This window comes from Rhizobium sp. AN73 (genome assembly GCF_030757975.1).
GTDB lineage: Bacteria > Pseudomonadota > Alphaproteobacteria > Rhizobiales > Rhizobiaceae > Agrobacterium > Agrobacterium arsenijevicii.
Genome location: NZ_JARWME010000001.1, coordinates 305,464 through 321,163, shown reverse-complemented (window position 1 = coordinate 321,163; position 15,700 = coordinate 305,464). Strand labels below are relative to the sequence as shown.

Genomic DNA, 15,700 nt, shown 5'->3' with positions numbered 1-15,700 from the left:
CCGGCTTTTCAGCTTTGGGAATACGAAAAACGGCTTGCCGGCTTATTCCGCCGCCAGTTCCTGCTCCACCAGCGTTGCCCAGAAGGCGACACCGGGAACGATTGCGGCGTCGTTGAAGTCGTAGGAAGTGTTGTGGTGCAGCGCGCCATCCACTGCCGGACCGTTGCCGAGCCAGACGTAACAGCCGGGGGCTTCGCCGGCAAAGAAGGCGAAATCGTCGCCGGCGGTCGAGGGCGGGAAGGCGGTGCGGGCCTTGTTGCCGAAGACGGTCTTGGCGGCCCGGAGCGCCCGTTTCGTTGCATCCGCCTCGTTGATGACGGGCGGAATGCGACGGATGAATTCATAACTCGCCTCGATGCCGAACATCGCCGCCGTGCCCTTGGCCAGCCGGCCGATTTCCGCTTCCAGCTGGTTGCGCACCTCCGGCGCATAGGCACGCGCCGTGCCGCCGATTTCGACGAGATCGGGAATGACGTTGAGCGCCTTCGGGTCACCCGCCTGCACCGAACAGGCGCTGACGACGGCGGGCTGCAGCGGATCGACCACGCGGCCGACGATGCTTTGCAGCGAAGAAAGGAAGGTGCCGGCCGCCGTTACCGGGTCACGACCGAGATGCGGTTTGGCGCCGTGGGTGCCGATGCCCTTGAAGGTGACACGCCAGCTATCGGAAGACGCAAGCTGCGGTCCTTCCACCACGGCCATTTCGTCAATGCCCAGCCCCGGCATGTTGTGCAGGCCATAAACTGCATCGCAGGGAAACAGCTCGAAAAGCCCGTCTTCGACCATTTTTTTCGCGCCGCCACGGCCTTCTTCGGCGGGCTGGAAGATGAAGTGCACGGTGCCGGAAAAATCACGGGTGCTGGCGAGATAACGCGCAGCACCGAGCAGCAAGGCGGTGTGGCCGTCATGACCGCAGGCATGCATCTTGCCGGGAAACTTCGATTTGTAAGGTCTTTCGGCAAGCTCGGGCATTGCCAGCGCATCCATGTCGGCGCGCAGACCGATGCTGCGCGTGCCGTTGCCCACCTGCAGGGTGCCGACGACGCCGGTGCCGCCAAGACCGCGATGCACCTTCAGCCCGGCCCTTTCGAGAAGATCGGCGACGATGGCGCTCGTTCTCTCCTCTTCGAAGCCCAGTTCCGGGTGGGCGTGCAGATCGTGACGAAGCTCCGTCAGGAATGGCAGGTCCTCGCCGATGCGGTCCAGCAGTCTCATGGGCAGCTTGTCCTTGAATATGGGAAAAACCCGCGCCATAGGTGGGCTTGTCCGAATGCCTGTTGCTTTGTTTCCTTCTAGCTGAAAAACCCAATGAAATGAACCCGCCGCATGCCTGCGGTTGTCGAAATGCCTGATATGCCGAACGGGGATGGCGCGGATGAAAACCGCTTCCGCTTTTGCCGTCCCGCTTCTGAAAGGAAAACCGATGCCGCAATCCGCATCGCCCGCCGCCGCATCCCCTGCCGCTCCGCATGAGTTCTGGCAGGATATTCTTTCGCCCCGCACATTTAAGACGGCAGGTCCGCATTCCGCCTTCTTTCCGGCGGAACTGGATGACGGGCGACAGATCTGCCTGCCGATCCGGCCCTTGGCGGATGGCGAACATGCGCTCGCCTCGCTCATCGTCAATCAGGCGTCATTTGATGTGCTGGAGGTGCTGGCCGCCGATCTCGCCGATAAGCTTCGCCCCTTCAAGCCGGATGTCGTGATCGGCCTGCCGACGCTGGGGCTGACGCTCGCTGCTGCCGTCGCCCGTCATCTCGGCCATTCGCGATACGTGCCGCTCGGCACCTCGCGCAAATTCTGGTATCTGGAGGAACTGTCGGTGCCGATGTCCTCCATCACCACCAAGCAGGAAAAACGGCTTTATATCGATCCGCGCATGTTGCCGCTGATCGAGGGTAAGCGGGTGGCGCTGGTGGATGATGTCATCTCCAGCGGCAGTTCCATCATTTCAGGTCTTTCTCTTCTCGCCTCGTCCGGTATCCGGCCGGTGGCAATCGGCGCGGCCATGCTGCAATCGGATCGCTGGGAGCAAAAAATCGCTGCTTTCGGGCCGGAATGGCCGGAGCGGGCGAGGGGTGTTTTCGCCACGCCGCTGCTGAAAAAAGCGCAAGGCGGCTGGCAGGCTTGACGTTGCGCAAATCCGGGCGAAACGCAAGTGGTGATAATTTCACCGCTGCCTAATTTGTGCCTTGCGGAGCCGCGAGAGATCGTCCTAAGATCGTTTCCGACAGATTATAGCGGTCGGCGAAAAATGCGCCGGTCTGCTTTTTGCGCGGTGTCATTCCGGCGTCTGCCCGCCCCCTTTTGGTTTTGCCGGTTACTGGAATTTTCTCCTATGCATGCAGTTTTTGACGGTCATAATGATGTGCTGCTTCGGTTGTGGCGCAACAGCAAGGCCGGTGGCGATCCGGTGGCTGAATTCAAGAACGGCACGCGTGAGGGCCATATCGATGCCCCCCGCGCAAGGGCAGGCGGGCTCGGCGGCGGCATCTGCGCCATTTACATCCCCTCCGGCGATCTGATTCTGCAGGAACCGGACGAACAGGGCCATTACAACACGCCGCTCGCCGCTCCTCTTGATCGCCAGCCTTCGCTCGATATCGCCATGGAGAAAGCCGCCATCGCGCTCAGGCTCGATCGCGCCGGCGCCTGGCGTCTCTGCCGCTCGACGGCCGAAATCCGCAAGGCCTTTGCCGAGGATGTTTTCGCCGCCGTGCTGCACATGGAAGGCTGTGAAGCCATCGGCCCCGATCTGGATGCGCTGGAGGTGTTTTATGCCGCCGGCCTGCGCTCGCTCGGCCCGGTCTGGAGCCGGCACAATATTTTCGGCCACGGCGTTCCCTTTTCCTATCCGATGTCACCGGATACCGCGCCCGGTCTTACCGATGCCGGTTTTGCGCTGGTGAAGGAATGCAACCGGCTCGGCATTCTCATCGATCTCGCGCATATCACCGAAAAGGGCTTCTGGGATGTGGCGAAGACCACGAACCAGCCTTTGATCGCCAGCCATTCCAATGCACATGCGTTGACCCCCGTTGCCCGCAATCTCACCGACAGGCAGATGGATGCCATCAAGGAGAGCGGCGGACTGGTCGGCCTCAACTACGCCGTGACCATGCTGCGGGCGGATGCGCGCGACATTGCCGACACGCCGCTTTCCGACATGGTACGCCACATCGACTACATGGTGGAGCGCATGGGCATCGATTGTGTGGCGCTCGGTTCGGATTTCGATGGTGCGACGGTACCCGTTGGCGTTGCTGACGCGAGCGGCAACCACAATCTGGTTGCGGCGCTGAAATCGGCGGGCTACGGTGATGGAGTACTTGCTAAAATATGCCGGGAGAACTGGCTGCGCGTCTTATCGCAGGCCTGGCACGAGCCGGCCTGAAGGCAAATAAAAGCGAACTAAATCAATCTCATAACAAAAGGGGAGATCCTATGATCAAATCGCTCAACAAGTCCATGCGTATCCTCAGCACAAGCGCTGCCTTGTCGCTGATGATGCTGTCTGCGCCGCACGCTTTTGCCGCCACGCCGGCTGACACTCTGGTCGAAGGCTTCGCCATCGACGACATCATCTCGCTCGATCCGGGTGAGGCATTCGAGCTGTCCGCTGCCGAAGTCACCGGCAACACCTATAGCAAGCTCGTTTCCATCGATCTCAACGACACCTCGAAGGTGATCGGCGATCTGGCCGAGAGCTGGACGACCTCCGAAGACGGCCTTACCTACACTTTCAAGCTGAAATCCGGCCTGAAATTCGCTTCCGGCAACCCGGTCACGGCTGATGACGTTGCCTTTTCCTTCGAGCGCGCCATCAAGCTCGACAAGTCTCCGGCGTTCCTTCTGACGCAGTTCGGCCTCAAGGGTGACAACGTCACCGAGAAGGCGAAGGCTACGGACGCCAACACCTTCGTGCTGACCGTCGACAAGCCTTATGCACCGAGCTTCGTGCTGAACGTTCTGACCGCGACCGTTGCCGCAGTTGTCGACAAGAAGCTGGTGACCGAAAAGGCCAAGGCCGTTACCCCGAGCGCCGATTACAAATACGACACCGATTTCGGCAATGCGTTCCTGAAGACCGGTTATGCCGGTTCCGGCCCGTACAAGATCCTTGGCTGGAAGGCCAACGAGTCCGTCGTTCTGGAAGTGAACCCGAATTATTACGGCGAAAAGCCGAAGCTGAAGCGCGTTGTCTATCGCCACATGAAGGAAAGCTCCGGCCAGCGCCTGGCGCTTGAAAACGGCGATATCGATATCGCCCGTAACCTCGAGCCGGGCGACATGGAAGCGGTTTCCAAGAAGGATGGCCTTGCCGTCACCTCTGCTCCCAAGGGCACCGTCTACTATTTCAGCCTCAACCAGAAAAACGAGAACCTGAAGAAGCCTGAGGTCGTCGAGGCTTTCAAATATCTCGTGGATTATGATGCGATCGGCGCAACGATCATCAAGGGCATCGGCGAAATCCACCAGACCTTCCTGCCGAAGGGCCAGCTTGGTGCGCTTGACGAGAACCCCTACAAGCTCGATGTCGCCAAGGCCAAGGAACTTCTCGCCAAGGCCGGTCTGAAGGACGGCTTTACCGTGACCATGGATGTGCGCAACACGCAGCCGGTAACGGGCATTGCCGAAAGCGTGCAGCAGACGCTGGCGCAGGCTGGCATCAAGCTGGAAATCATTCCGGGCGACGGCAAGCAGACGCTGACCAAATACCGCGCCCGCACCCATGATATCTATATTGGCCAGTGGGGTTCGGACTATTTCGACCCGAACTCGAATGCCGAAACCTTCACGATCAACTATGACAATTCCGAAGAAGGCAAGAACAAGACGCTCGCCTGGCGCAACGCCTGGGACGTTCCGGAGCTGACGAAGGAAACGCAGTCGGCACTTCTGGAAAAGGATAATGCCAAGCGCGCCGCCATCTATCAGAACCTTCAGAAGGAAGTTCTCGAAAAAGGCCCGTTCGTCATCATCTTCCAGCAGACGGAAGTGGCGGGATATTCCGCGAAGCTCAAGGGTCTGAAGCTCGGACCGAGCTTCGACACCAACTTCGTTTCGCCCATCTCCAAGGAATGATCCGGAAGGATTGGTCCCTTGAGCATCGTTGAAGCAAACAGCAAGGCGAGGCACGGCAAACGCCGTGCCAACGCCCGCACCAAAGCCGTTCTCGGCTTTGCCATCACCGTCATCACCACCTTTCTGGGTCTGATGGCGGTGACGTTTTTCATTGGCCGCGTCATTCCGATCGATCCCGCGCTGGCGATCGTCGGCGACCGTGCGCCCGCCCATGTGGTGGAGCGTGTGCGAGAGGAACTCGGCCTCAACCTGCCGCTCTGGCAGCAGTTTTTCCTTTACCTGAAACAGGCGCTTTCGGGTGATTTCGGCATCTCAGTCCTCACCACCAACCCGGTGATGGAGGATATCAAGCGGGTTTTCCCGGCCACGATAGAGCTGGCCACACTCGGCACGATCATCGGCGCCGTTTTCGGCATACCGCTCGGTGTTCTCGCCGCCGTCAAGCGCGGCAGTTTTGCCGACCAGGTCGTGCGCGTCATCGGCCTTATCGGCTATTCCGTGCCGATCTTCTGGCTTGGTCTCCTGGCGCTGCTGGTGTTTTACGCCCGGTTGCAATGGGTCGCTTATCCCGGCCGGATGGATATCGTTTACGAATTCACATTCACGCCGATCACGGGTTTCTTCCTGATCGACGCGATCTGGCAACGGCAATGGGACGTGTTGTGGGACCTGTTCCGCCACATCATCCTGCCCGCCTGTCTGCTCGGCTATTTTTCGCTGGCCTATATCAGCCGCATGACACGTTCCTTCATGCTGAACGAGCTTAGCCAGGAATATATCGTTGCAGCGCGCGCCAAGGGGCTTTCGGAAACACGCATCATCTGGTTCCACGCGCTGCGCAACGCCGCCGTGCCGCTGGTGACCGTGATTGCGCTGTCTTACGCCGGTCTGCTGGAAGGTTCGGTGCTGACCGAAACCATCTTCGCCTGGCCGGGGCTCGGCCTCTACATCACCAATTCCCTGCAGAACGCGGATATGAATGCCGTTCTCGGTGGCACGATCGTGATCGGCGCCATCTTCGTTGGCATCAATCTCTTTTCCGATCTGCTTTACCGGACGCTCGACCCAAGGACGCGCAGCCGATGACGATTTCGACCGACACACTCAAACCCTATAGCCGCGAATGGCTGCTCTCCGACCGGCCGGCCTCGCGCAAGCAGGCGCGTCTTGGCCGTGCCTATGTCATCTGGCGGCGGTTTTCGGAAAACCGGCTGGCGCTGCTCGGCCTCGGCATCATCATCGCGCTGTTGTTCGTCGCGCTGTTTGCCAATGTGCTGGCGCCGCATAATCCGGTGCAGGGCGATCTGCGCAATGCCCGGCTTCTGCCGCCCGGTACTGCCGGTTATCTGCTCGGCACCGACGATCAGGGGCGGGATATTCTCTCGCGCCTCATCCACGGTTCGCGGCTGACCCTGTTCGTGGTGCTGCTGGTGGCCATCATCGCTGCACCCATCGGGCTTATCGTCGGCACCGTCTCGGGTTATGCCGGCGGCTGGGTAGATGCCGTTCTGATGCGCATCACCGATATCTTCCTCGCCTTTCCAAAGCTGGTTCTGGCGCTGGCGCTGGTGGCCGCACTTGGGCCGGGCATTGAAAACGCCGTGCTCGCTATCGCTGTCACCTCATGGCCGCCCTATGCGCGCATCGCGCGCGCCGAAACCATGACCTTCCGCAATTCCGATTTTATTGCTGCGGTGAAGCTCATGGGGGCATCGCCCTTCCGCATCGTCCTGAAACACGTCATGCCGCTTTGCATGTCGTCGCTCATCGTGCGTGTCACGCTCGATATGGCGGGCATCATCCTCACCGCCGCCGGTCTCGGTTTCCTTGGCCTTGGCGCGCAGCCGCCGCTGCCGGAATGGGGTGCGATGATCGCCTCCGGCCGTCGTTTCATTCTCGATCAATGGTGGGTTGCCGCCATGCCGGGTATCGCGATCCTGATCGTCAGCCTCGGTTTCAACCTTCTGGGCGATGGCCTGCGCGATGCGCTGGACCCCAAGGAGGCGAACCAATGAGCGCGCCGCTTCTGACCGTCGAGAACCTGCGCGTTTCCTTCCCCACCCGCACCGGGCTGGTGGAGGCGGTGCGTGGCGTCTCGTTCACGCTGGGGCGCGAACGTCTCGGCATCGTCGGCGAATCCGGTTCCGGCAAGTCGCAGACCGGCCGCGCCATCATGGGACTGACGCCGAAGAGCGCCCGCATCGAAGCCGATGTGTTGCGTTTCGGCGATATCGATCTTCTTCGCGCTTCGGCCAAGGAAAGGCGGCTCATGCGCGGCAAGCGCCTGGCCATGATCCTGCAGGACCCGAAATATTCGCTGAACCCGGTCATGACCATCGGCCGCCAGATCATGGAAACGCTGCGCACCCATGAAAACATCGGCACCAGCGAGGCGCGCCAGCGCACGCTCGCCATGCTGGAGGCGGTGCAGATCCGCGATCCCGAGCGCGTGTTCGATCTTTACCCGCACGAGGTTTCCGGCGGCATGGGCCAGCGTGTCATGATTGCCATGATGCTGGTCTGCGGCCCGGAACTGCTGATCGCCGACGAGCCGACTTCGGCGCTCGACGTGACGGTTCAGCTCGAAGTGCTCGACATTCTTGACAAGCTGGTGCGCGATCGCGGCATGGGGCTGATTTTCGTCAGCCACGATCTGCGGTTGGTCTCGTCCTTCTGCGACCGTGTTCTGGTCATGTATGCGGGCAAGGTGGTGGAAGAACTGTCTTCGGCCAATCTGAAAGAGGCGAAGCATCCCTATACGCAGGGCCTGCTGAATTGCCTGCCGGAAATCGGCGGCCACCGGCATCCGCTGCCGGTTCTGGAACGCAAGGCGGAGTGGCGCGCATGAGCACGGTTCTTTCTATCAGAGACATGGTGGTCGATTTCGACGGTTACATCGCGCTCGACAGTGTCAGCATCGATGTGGCCGAGGGTGAATCCTTCGGCATCGTCGGCGAGTCGGGTTCCGGCAAGTCGACGCTGCTTCGGGCGATTGCCGGCCTCAACCATTTCGACGAAGGCTCGTTGATGGTGGCAGGGCGCTCCTATTCGGGCAAGCACCGCGACAAGAGCTTTTATAGCGATGTGCAGATGGTGTTTCAGGACCCTTACGGTTCCCTGCACCCCCGCCAGACGGTGGATGCGCTGCTGCTTGAGCCGCTCGTCATCCACGGTCTCAACAATCGCGAAGAGCGCATTGCCCGCGCGCTGGATGAAGTGGGTCTCGGCACCGGTTTCCGCTTCCGCTATTCGCACCAGCTTTCCGGCGGCCAGCGGCAGCGTATCGCCATTGCCCGCGCGTTGATCGTCGAGCCGAAAATCCTGCTGCTGGATGAGCCGACCTCGGCGCTCGACGCTTCCATTCAGGCGGAAATCCTCAATCTGCTCGAACAGGCCCGTAAGGATCGCAACCTTACCTTCGTCATGGTCAGCCACGACCTCGGCGTCATCAGCCATATGTGCGATCGTCTGGCGGTGATGAAAAGCGGCAAGGTGGTGGAGATGCTGGAGGCGGAAGCGCTGGAAAGCCGCGAATTTACCGCGGATTACACAAGGCAGCTGCTGGTGGCGAGCGAGGGCTTCAAGCGCGCTTGAGGAGTGCGATGTTGCGGCCCATTTCTTCTCCCCGCCGGGGAGAAGATGGCCCGAAGGGTCAGATGAGGGGGCAACGTTGCCGGTTCTCACGACCCTCGCCCCCTCATCCCGCTGCCGCGACCTTCTCCCCGAACGGGGAGAAGAAACAAGCCGCGCGCTCTTGCTCCACATGTAATGTTTGCCGTGTTCTTAAGGCTTGCTACACGTAGTGATATGGTGGGCCGCCACGCCGGCATATCCGAACAAGGTATCCAGACCATGCAACTCCGCGCATTGATGTATTTCGATGAACTTGTCCGCACCAATTCCATGCGCGCCGCTGCCGAAAACCTGAATGTCGCGCCGACGGCTGTCAGCCGCCAGATCGAGAACCTCGAATATTATTTCGGCTCGCCTTTGGTGGAGCGCTCCAGCCGCGGCGTGAAGCTGACGGCGGCGGGAGAGCTTCTCGCCGCCCGTGCCGGTAAGACGCTACGCGAACTCGACCATGTGCACCAGCTGATCGATGACTTGAAGGGGCTTCAGCGCGGTCGGGTCACCGTTTATGCCAATGGCGCGACGGTGGCGAACCTTCTGGCGCCAGTGCTGGCGCAGTTCAGCCTTAAATATCCGCAACTGCGTTTCGAGGTGCACATCACCAGCGCCCGCCAGGCGATGGAGGCACTGGGCGCGGCGGAGGCCGATCTGGTCGTCAGCCTTTTTGCGCCGAAGGTTTCCGGCGTGAAGGTGCGCTCGCGCAACCGCATCAGCTACGATGTCATTGTCCCGGCGGGCCATGCGCTTGCCGCGCAGGCGGAAGTATCGCTGAAGGAACTTGCCACCCTGCCGCTTGCCCTGCCGGACAAGAGTTTCGCGGCGCGTCAGGCCTTCGATACGCTGTTTGCCGATGCGGGTATCGAACTCGATCCCGTCTTCATCACCAGTTCGCTGGAAATGCTGAAGGAGCTGGTACTTGGCCATGCGGCGGCCACGCTGCTGCCGGCATTGTCGGTGGCGCGCGAAATCCGCAGCGGCCAGATGGTCGCCGTTCCCCTTGCTGGCAAGAAGGGCATTCACACCCAGATCGATCTCTGCGTCGCGCCCGACAGGCAATTGTCCTTCGCCGCCTCCAAGCTTGCCGATTTCATCGAGCGTTTCATGCGCGAGGCGACGGCGGGGTAGGGGAACTTGTCCGCTTCAAGAATTGTCCGCGCAGGTTGATTTCCATCCGCATTTCCGTGTAGCCATTTCAGCTACACGGAGCACACAAAAATCACGATTGTGTGTGCGCCTGCAACATGACACTCTTTTTGCAACGGGTGGTCTTCGAAGGGCAAAAATGCCTCGGCCGCCAGACAGGGGACAATGATGCCACGCACTTATTTTTCGCAGCCGCTGACAATGACGCGGCGTGCCGCGCTCGCGCTTGCACTGGGGACGGCGCTCTGGTTGCCGCTTTCGATGACGGATGCCGAAGCTGCACCGAAGACCGCCTTGACGCTTGGCATGACAGTGGAGCCGACCGGTCTCGATCCGACCATTGCAGCACCCGTCGCCATCGGTCAGGTGACCTGGCAGAACATATTCGAAGGTCTCGTCACCATCGACCACGAAGGCAAGGTGAAGCCGCAGCTTGCCGAAAGCTGGGAAATTTCCCCTGACGGCAAGACCTATACCTTCAAGCTGCGCAAGGGCGTGACCTTCCATGATGGCGAGGCTTTCGACGCCTCCGTCGCGAAATTTTCACTCGACCGGGCGCGTGGCGAAACTTCGGTGAACCCGCAGAAACGCTTCTTTACCGCCATAGACAGCGTCGAAACGCCGGATGCGGCAACGCTGGTGCTGAAACTGAAGCAGCCGGCGGGCAGCCTGATCTACTGGCTCGGCTGGCCTGCCTCCGTCATGGTCGCGCCGAAGAGCGTTGACAACAACCGCACCACGCCCATCGGCACCGGCCCGTTCAAATTCGTGAACTGGGCCAAGGGCGACAAGGTGGAACTGGAGAAGAATGCGGCCTATTGGGACAAGGCGGTCGCGGTGAAGCTCGAAAAGGCGACATTCCGCTTCGTTTCCGATCCGCAGGCGCAGGCCGCCGCGCTGAAATCCGGCGATATCGATGCCTTCCCGGAATTCGGTGCACCGGAGCTGATGACCTCCTTCGATGGCGATGCGCGTCTCGGCACGTTTGTCGGCAATACCGAACTGAAGGTCGTGGCCGGCATGAACAATGCCCGTAAACCCTTCAACGACAAGCGCGTGCGTCAGGCGCTGATGATGGCGGTGGATCGTGGCACGGTTATCGAAGGCGCATGGTCGGGTTACGGCACGGCGATCGGCAGCCACTATACGCCGAATGACCGCGGTTACATCGACACGACAGGCGTGCATCCTTTCGATATCGACAAGTCGAAGGCGCTGCTTGCCGAGGCCGGTTATCCCGACGGATTCAGCTTCACCATCAAGGCGCCGCAAATGGCCTACGCGCAGCGGACCTCGCAAATCCTGCAGGCGATGCTGGCCGAAATTGGCGTGACGATGACCATCGAAACCACCGAATTTCCGGCAAAATGGGTGGCGGATGTTCTGAAAAGTGCCGATTACGATATGACCATCGTCGCCCATGCCGAGCCGATGGATATCGATATCTATGCGCGCGATCCCTACTACTTCAACTACAAGAACCCGGCCTTCAACGAGGTGATCAGCAGCGTCGAAAAGACGGCGGACCTCGCCGAGCAGGAAGCGCTTTACAGCGATGCCCAGAAAATCCTCGCCGAAGACGTGCCGGCACTCTTTCTGTTCGTGATGCCGAAGCTCGGCGTCTGGGACAAGAAGTTGAAGGGGCTGTGGGAAAACGAGCCGATTCCCTCGAATGTGCTGACGGATGTGCACTGGGAAGAGTGACGTTTGTTGTGAATGGCGAGGCGCATTTCTCCCCTCATTCCTGTGCTTGTCACAGGAATCCAGCCAGCCCAAGTCATTGGGCTGAGAGGAATCTTTCCGCCGCGCAGACGCGCGTCGACTGGATTCCCGTGACAGGCACGGGAATGAGAGGGATGCGCAAGGAGACGATGGCTTCATTTGCCATATCCGGCAACAAAACCGCGCAAGGAGAAGATGCCAGATGTTAGCCGTCCTCATCCGGCGCCTTGCCAGCCTCGTCATTACGCTGTTTGCGGTCTCGCTCATCATTTATATCATCATGGGCCTGCTGCCGGGTGATCCGGCGGCCATCATGCTCGGCACCTCGGCCAGCCCCGATACGCTCGCCGCGCTGCAAAAGCAGATGGGCCTCGATCAACCCTTGCCACTGCGTTACATCCATTGGCTCGCCGGCGTGTTCCGGGGTGATCTCGGGCAATCCTATACCTATGGCGTGCCGGTGGCGGGGCTGATTGTCGAGCGGCTTGCCGTCACCCTGCCGCTTGCCCTGCTGGCGGTCTGCCTGTCTGTTGCCATCGCCATTCCGCTCGGCGTGGCGGCGGCGAGAAGCCGTAACGGGCCGGTGGATTTTGTAGCCGGGCTGTTTTCCCATGTCGGCATTGCGGTGCCCGGTTTCTGGGTCGGGCTGCTGCTCATCATCGTTTTTTCCACCACGCTCGGCTGGATGCCATCAGGCGGTTTTCCCGGCTGGCGTCCGAGTTTTTCGGCGGGGCTTATCGCATTGGTGCTTCCCGCCATTGCCCTTGCGCTGTCGCAGGCGGGTGTTCTCACCCGCGTCTGCCGCTCGGCGGTGCTGGAGGTGATGAATGAGGATTTCGTGCGCACCGCCCGCGCCAAGGGTCTGAGCGAGCGGGTGGCGCTATGGCGGCATGCGGTGCCGAACGCGATGATCCCCGTTGTCACCATGATCGGCCTGCAATTCACCTTCCTGATTGCCGGGGCAGTGCTGGTGGAGAATGTCTTCAACCTGCCGGGCCTCGGGCGGCTTGCCTATCAGGCGCTGACCCAGCGGGATATCGTCGTCATGCAATCAGTGGTGCTGTTCTTCTCGGCACTCGTCATCGTCATGAATTTTCTGGTCGATATCGCCTATCTCTTCATCGATCCGAGACTGCGGACAGGTGCGCGATGATGCGACTGATCCGCCGCCGCCCCGCTTTCGTCCTCGGCATTGCTGTCACGCTCTTTCTTGTCGCGGTCGCATTGGTTTCGCTGGTCTGGACGCCGGTTTCACCGACCAAGATACAGATCGCCCAGAAACTGAAATCGCCGTTTGCCTATGGCGGGTTGGGCACGGACCATTTCGGCCGGGATGTCCTCTCCATGCTGATGGTCGGGGCGTGGAACTCGCTGTCCACCTCCATCGCCGCCGTTGCCATCGGTGGCCTCATCGGCACTGCGGTCGGTGTTTCGGTCGCGGCCCTGCGTGGCTTCACCGAAACGGTGGTGATGCGCATCTGCGATATCATTTTCGCGCTGCCGCCCATCCTGTCGGCCATGATGCTCGGCGCTTTCATCGGCACGGGGCGTTTTACCGCCATCATCGCCATCGCCACCTTCATGGTTCCGGTCTTTGCGCGGCTGACACTGGGTGCCGCCTTGCAGATATGGTCGCGGGAATATGTCACTGCGGCCACCAGCATCGGCCAGAACCGCGCCAAGATCACGCTGTTTCATATCGTGCCGAATATTTCCAACCAGATCATCGTGCAGGTGACGATCCAGCTCGGTCTTGCCATTCTCACCGAAGCGGGGCTTTCCTTCCTCGGTCTCGGCATGCCGCCGCCCGCCGCCACCTGGGGGCGGATGCTGGCGGATGCGCAGACCTATCTCGGCGCAGCCCCCTGGCTCGCCATCATGCCCGGCCTTGCGATCGCGCTTGCCGTCTTCGGCCTCAATCTGCTCGGCGATGGCCTGCGCGACCTGCTGGACCCGCGCGATACCAGCTGATCCCCAAGGGAACCAGCCGCCCATATTTCCTGTTTTCTGACGAGACGAAGCTGATGACCGATCTCATAGACCTCAACACGCTCGAAATTCTGGCGCTTTACCGGCAAAAGAAGCTATCGCCATCGGAATACTGGCAGGCGGTAGAGGCCCGCATCGATGCATTCGAGCCCACGGTGAACGCGCTTTACGCCTATGATCCCGAGGATGCTCGCAAACAGGCGCTGGCCTCCACGGCGCGCTGGCAAAAGGGCGAGACGCTCGGGGCCCTCGATGGGATTCCGGTCTCGCTGAAGGAGCTGATCGCCACCAAAGGCCAGCCGGTTCCGCTCGGCACCAAGGCGGTGGAACTGGTGCCGGCTCTGGAAGACGCGCCGGTGGCGGCGCGCTGCCGCGAGGATGGCGCGATCCTTTACGCCAAGACCACCTGCCCGGATTACGGCATGTTATCATCAGGCCTTTCCAGTTTCCACAAGCTCAGCCGCAACCCGTGGGACCCGACACAGAACCCCGGCGGCTCCAGCGCCGGTGCGGCCTCTGCCGGTGCTGCGGGTTACGGCACGTTGCATATCGGCACGGATATTGGCGGCTCGGTACGGCTTCCAGCCGGATGGACAGGGTTGTTCGGCTTCAAACCCAGCCAGGGCCGCATCCCCGTCGATCCCTATTATACCGGCCGCTGCGCCGGGCCGATGACCCGCACCGTCATCGATGCCGCCTATGCCATGGCGACGCTTTCGCGACCCGACTGGCGCGATGGCACCGCGCTGCCGCCCAACGATATCAACTGGATGGACCTCGATACTAATGTGAAGGGCCTGAAGATCGGCCTCATGCTGGATGCCGGTTGCGGCCTGCCGCTTGAGGAAGAGGTGCGGGACGCCGTGCTCTCCGCGGCCAAACTGTTTGAAGATGCGGGCGCCATCGTCATCCCGGTCGAGCCGGTACTGACGCGGGAGATGCTGGACGGGCTGGATGATTTCTGGCGGGCGAAGTTCTGGGGCGATATGGCGGCATTGAGTGCTGATCGTCGCGCCGCGATCCTTCCCTATATTCACGAATGGGCGGAAAAGGGTGCTGATGTCTCCGGCGCGCGTGCCGTTTTCGGCTTCAACCAGACCATGGAAATGCGTAAGACCTGCGGGCGGTTGATGCAGTCGGTTGATGTGGTGATTTCACCCGTCAATCCCATTGTTTCCTATCCAGCCGACTGGGCCTCGCCTACCAACGATCCAGAGCGGCCTTTCGAACATATCGCCTTCACGGTGCCATGGAACATGTCGGAGCAGCCGGCATCCTCGATCAATTGCGGCTTCTCCAAATCCGGAATGCCCATCGGCTTGCAGATCGTCGGCCCGCGTTACGAGGATCTGTTCGTGCTCAAGCTGTCCAAAGCCTTCGAGGATTGGGGCGGCGGTGTGCGGCGCTGGCCGGAGCCGCCGCGTGGCCGCTGATCCCGCCTTTATCGGCCGTGTAGTATAGCCATAATACCCGCATCTCCACCCGCCCTGCTACGGTGCCCATGGCATTCAAAAAACGGGAGGAGCAAGCATGCCGAAGAAGATTTTGATGATCACCGGCGATTTCGCCGAGGACTATGAGACCATGGTGCCGTTCCAGACCCTGCTTGCGGTCGGTCACACGGTCCACGCTGTTTGCCCCGGCAAGAAGGCCGGCCAGACGATCGCCACCGCGATCCATGATTTCGAGGGCGACCAGACCTATTCGGAAAAGCGCGGCCACAATTTCGCGCTCAACGCCACCTTTGCCGATATCAAGGTTGCGGATTACGATGCGCTGGTCATTCCGGGTGGCCGCGCGCCGGAATATCTGCGGCTCAATGCGGATGTGCTGGCCGCCGTGAAGCATTTTTTCGAGGCCGACAAGCCCGTCGCGGCCGTCTGCCACGGCGCGCAATTGCTGGCGGCTGCGGGTGTCCTGAAAGGCCGCACCTGCTCGGCCTATCCGGCCTGCCGCCCCGAGGTTGAACAGGCGGGCGGCACCTATGCCGATATCGCCATTGATGCGGCGGTTACCGACGGCAAGCTGGTCACGGCGCCGGCATGGCCCGCCCATCCGGCATGGCTCTCGCAGTTCATGGCAGTGCTCGGCAAATAAGCTGTGCGGAACGGGGCTTTTACCGGCCCCGTTT

14 protein-coding genes are annotated in these 15,700 nt (G+C 60.9%); 13 read left to right on the top strand and 1 reads right to left on the bottom strand.

The features are described from left to right. Window positions 1–42: 42 nt before the first annotated feature. Complete coding sequence (locus tag RBH10_RS01365) at window positions 43–1,215, bottom strand: M20 aminoacylase family protein (RefSeq protein ID WP_281038625.1); 1,173 nt, start codon at window positions 1,213–1,215, stop codon at window positions 43–45. Between the two features lie 208 nt (window positions 1,216–1,423). Between RBH10_RS01365 and RBH10_RS01360 the strand changes: the two genes are divergently transcribed. The 13 genes from RBH10_RS01360 (at window position 1,424) to RBH10_RS01300 (ending at window position 15,666) form a co-directional block, all read left to right on the top strand. Beyond that, the gene (locus RBH10_RS01360) at window positions 1,424–2,131 is read left to right on the top strand and encodes a phosphoribosyltransferase (protein WP_281038651.1); all 708 of its coding nucleotides are present in this window, start codon (window positions 1,424–1,426) and stop codon (window positions 2,129–2,131) included. Window positions 2,132–2,338: 207 nt separating this feature from the next. Beyond that, on the top strand, window positions 2,339–3,394 hold the full coding sequence (locus RBH10_RS01355; protein WP_281038626.1) for a dipeptidase: 1,056 nt from the start codon (window positions 2,339–2,341) through the stop codon (window positions 3,392–3,394). 50 nt (window positions 3,395–3,444) lie between these two features. Next, window positions 3,445–5,085, top strand: coding sequence for an ABC transporter substrate-binding protein (locus RBH10_RS01350; RefSeq protein ID WP_281038627.1), 1,641 nt, complete (start codon window positions 3,445–3,447; stop codon window positions 5,083–5,085). A gap of 18 nt (window positions 5,086–5,103) precedes the next feature. Then, a complete protein-coding gene (locus tag RBH10_RS01345) occupies window positions 5,104–6,171 on the top strand; it encodes an ABC transporter permease (protein ID WP_045019307.1) in 1,068 nt (355 codons plus the stop codon). Then, on the top strand, window positions 6,168–7,100 hold the full coding sequence (locus tag RBH10_RS01340; RefSeq protein ID WP_045019305.1) for an ABC transporter permease: 933 nt from the start codon (window positions 6,168–6,170) through the stop codon (window positions 7,098–7,100). The genes RBH10_RS01345 and RBH10_RS01340 overlap by 4 nt, the downstream gene beginning before the upstream one ends. Further along, complete coding sequence (locus tag RBH10_RS01335) at window positions 7,097–7,933, top strand: ABC transporter ATP-binding protein (protein ID WP_281038628.1); 837 nt, start codon at window positions 7,097–7,099, stop codon at window positions 7,931–7,933. Before RBH10_RS01340 ends, RBH10_RS01335 begins: the two co-directional genes overlap by 4 nt. Continuing rightward, window positions 7,930–8,679, top strand: coding sequence for an ABC transporter ATP-binding protein (locus tag RBH10_RS01330; RefSeq protein WP_281038629.1), 750 nt, complete (start codon window positions 7,930–7,932; stop codon window positions 8,677–8,679). Before RBH10_RS01335 ends, RBH10_RS01330 begins: the two co-directional genes overlap by 4 nt. Before the next feature lie 258 nt (window positions 8,680–8,937). Next, window positions 8,938–9,840 (top strand): LysR family transcriptional regulator, encoded by a 903-nt coding sequence (locus RBH10_RS01325; RefSeq protein WP_281038630.1) that lies wholly within the window; start codon window positions 8,938–8,940, stop codon window positions 9,838–9,840. Between the two features lie 186 nt (window positions 9,841–10,026). After that, the gene (locus RBH10_RS01320; protein ID WP_372339758.1) at window positions 10,027–11,562 is read left to right on the top strand and encodes an ABC transporter substrate-binding protein; all 1,536 of its coding nucleotides are present in this window, start codon (window positions 10,027–10,029) and stop codon (window positions 11,560–11,562) included. A 220-nt stretch (window positions 11,563–11,782) separates the two neighbouring features. Next, entirely contained in the window at window positions 11,783–12,733 is a 951-nt protein-coding gene (locus RBH10_RS01315) for an ABC transporter permease (protein WP_281038632.1), read from the top strand. Continuing rightward, a complete protein-coding gene (locus RBH10_RS01310; RefSeq protein ID WP_281038633.1) occupies window positions 12,730–13,551 on the top strand; it encodes an ABC transporter permease in 822 nt (273 codons plus the stop codon). Before RBH10_RS01315 ends, RBH10_RS01310 begins: the two co-directional genes overlap by 4 nt. Window positions 13,552–13,604: 53 nt before the next feature. Further along, a complete protein-coding gene (locus RBH10_RS01305; RefSeq protein ID WP_281038634.1) occupies window positions 13,605–15,002 on the top strand; it encodes an amidase in 1,398 nt (465 codons plus the stop codon). 97 nt (window positions 15,003–15,099) lie between these two features. Further along, window positions 15,100–15,666, top strand: a complete 567-nt coding sequence (locus tag RBH10_RS01300) for a DJ-1/PfpI family protein (RefSeq protein WP_003499036.1) — start codon at window positions 15,100–15,102, stop codon at window positions 15,664–15,666. Window positions 15,667–15,700: the final 34 nt, after the last annotated feature.

What these genes read in the sequence shown, in the direction of transcription:
- RBH10_RS01365 (WP_281038625.1), bottom strand. Translation starts at nt 1,215, where the DNA reads ATGAGACTGCTGGACCGCATCGGCGAGGACCTGCCATTCCTGACGGAG.
- RBH10_RS01360 (WP_281038651.1), top strand. Translation starts at nt 1,424, where the DNA reads ATGCCGCAATCCGCATCGCCCGCCGCCGCATCCCCTGCCGCTCCGCAT.
- RBH10_RS01355 (WP_281038626.1), top strand. Translation starts at nt 2,339, where the DNA reads ATGCATGCAGTTTTTGACGGTCATAATGATGTGCTGCTTCGGTTGTGG.
- RBH10_RS01350 (WP_281038627.1), top strand. Translation starts at nt 3,445, where the DNA reads ATGATCAAATCGCTCAACAAGTCCATGCGTATCCTCAGCACAAGCGCT.
- RBH10_RS01340 (WP_045019305.1), top strand. Translation starts at nt 6,168, where the DNA reads ATGACGATTTCGACCGACACACTCAAACCCTATAGCCGCGAATGGCTG.
- RBH10_RS01335 (WP_281038628.1), top strand. Translation starts at nt 7,097, where the DNA reads ATGAGCGCGCCGCTTCTGACCGTCGAGAACCTGCGCGTTTCCTTCCCC.
- RBH10_RS01330 (WP_281038629.1), top strand. Translation starts at nt 7,930, where the DNA reads ATGAGCACGGTTCTTTCTATCAGAGACATGGTGGTCGATTTCGACGGT.
- RBH10_RS01325 (WP_281038630.1), top strand. Translation starts at nt 8,938, where the DNA reads ATGCAACTCCGCGCATTGATGTATTTCGATGAACTTGTCCGCACCAAT.
- RBH10_RS01320 (WP_372339758.1), top strand. Translation starts at nt 10,027, where the DNA reads ATGCCACGCACTTATTTTTCGCAGCCGCTGACAATGACGCGGCGTGCC.
- RBH10_RS01315 (WP_281038632.1), top strand. Translation starts at nt 11,783, where the DNA reads ATGTTAGCCGTCCTCATCCGGCGCCTTGCCAGCCTCGTCATTACGCTG.
- RBH10_RS01310 (WP_281038633.1), top strand. Translation starts at nt 12,730, where the DNA reads ATGATGCGACTGATCCGCCGCCGCCCCGCTTTCGTCCTCGGCATTGCT.
- RBH10_RS01305 (WP_281038634.1), top strand. Translation starts at nt 13,605, where the DNA reads ATGACCGATCTCATAGACCTCAACACGCTCGAAATTCTGGCGCTTTAC.
- RBH10_RS01300 (WP_003499036.1), top strand. Translation starts at nt 15,100, where the DNA reads ATGCCGAAGAAGATTTTGATGATCACCGGCGATTTCGCCGAGGACTAT.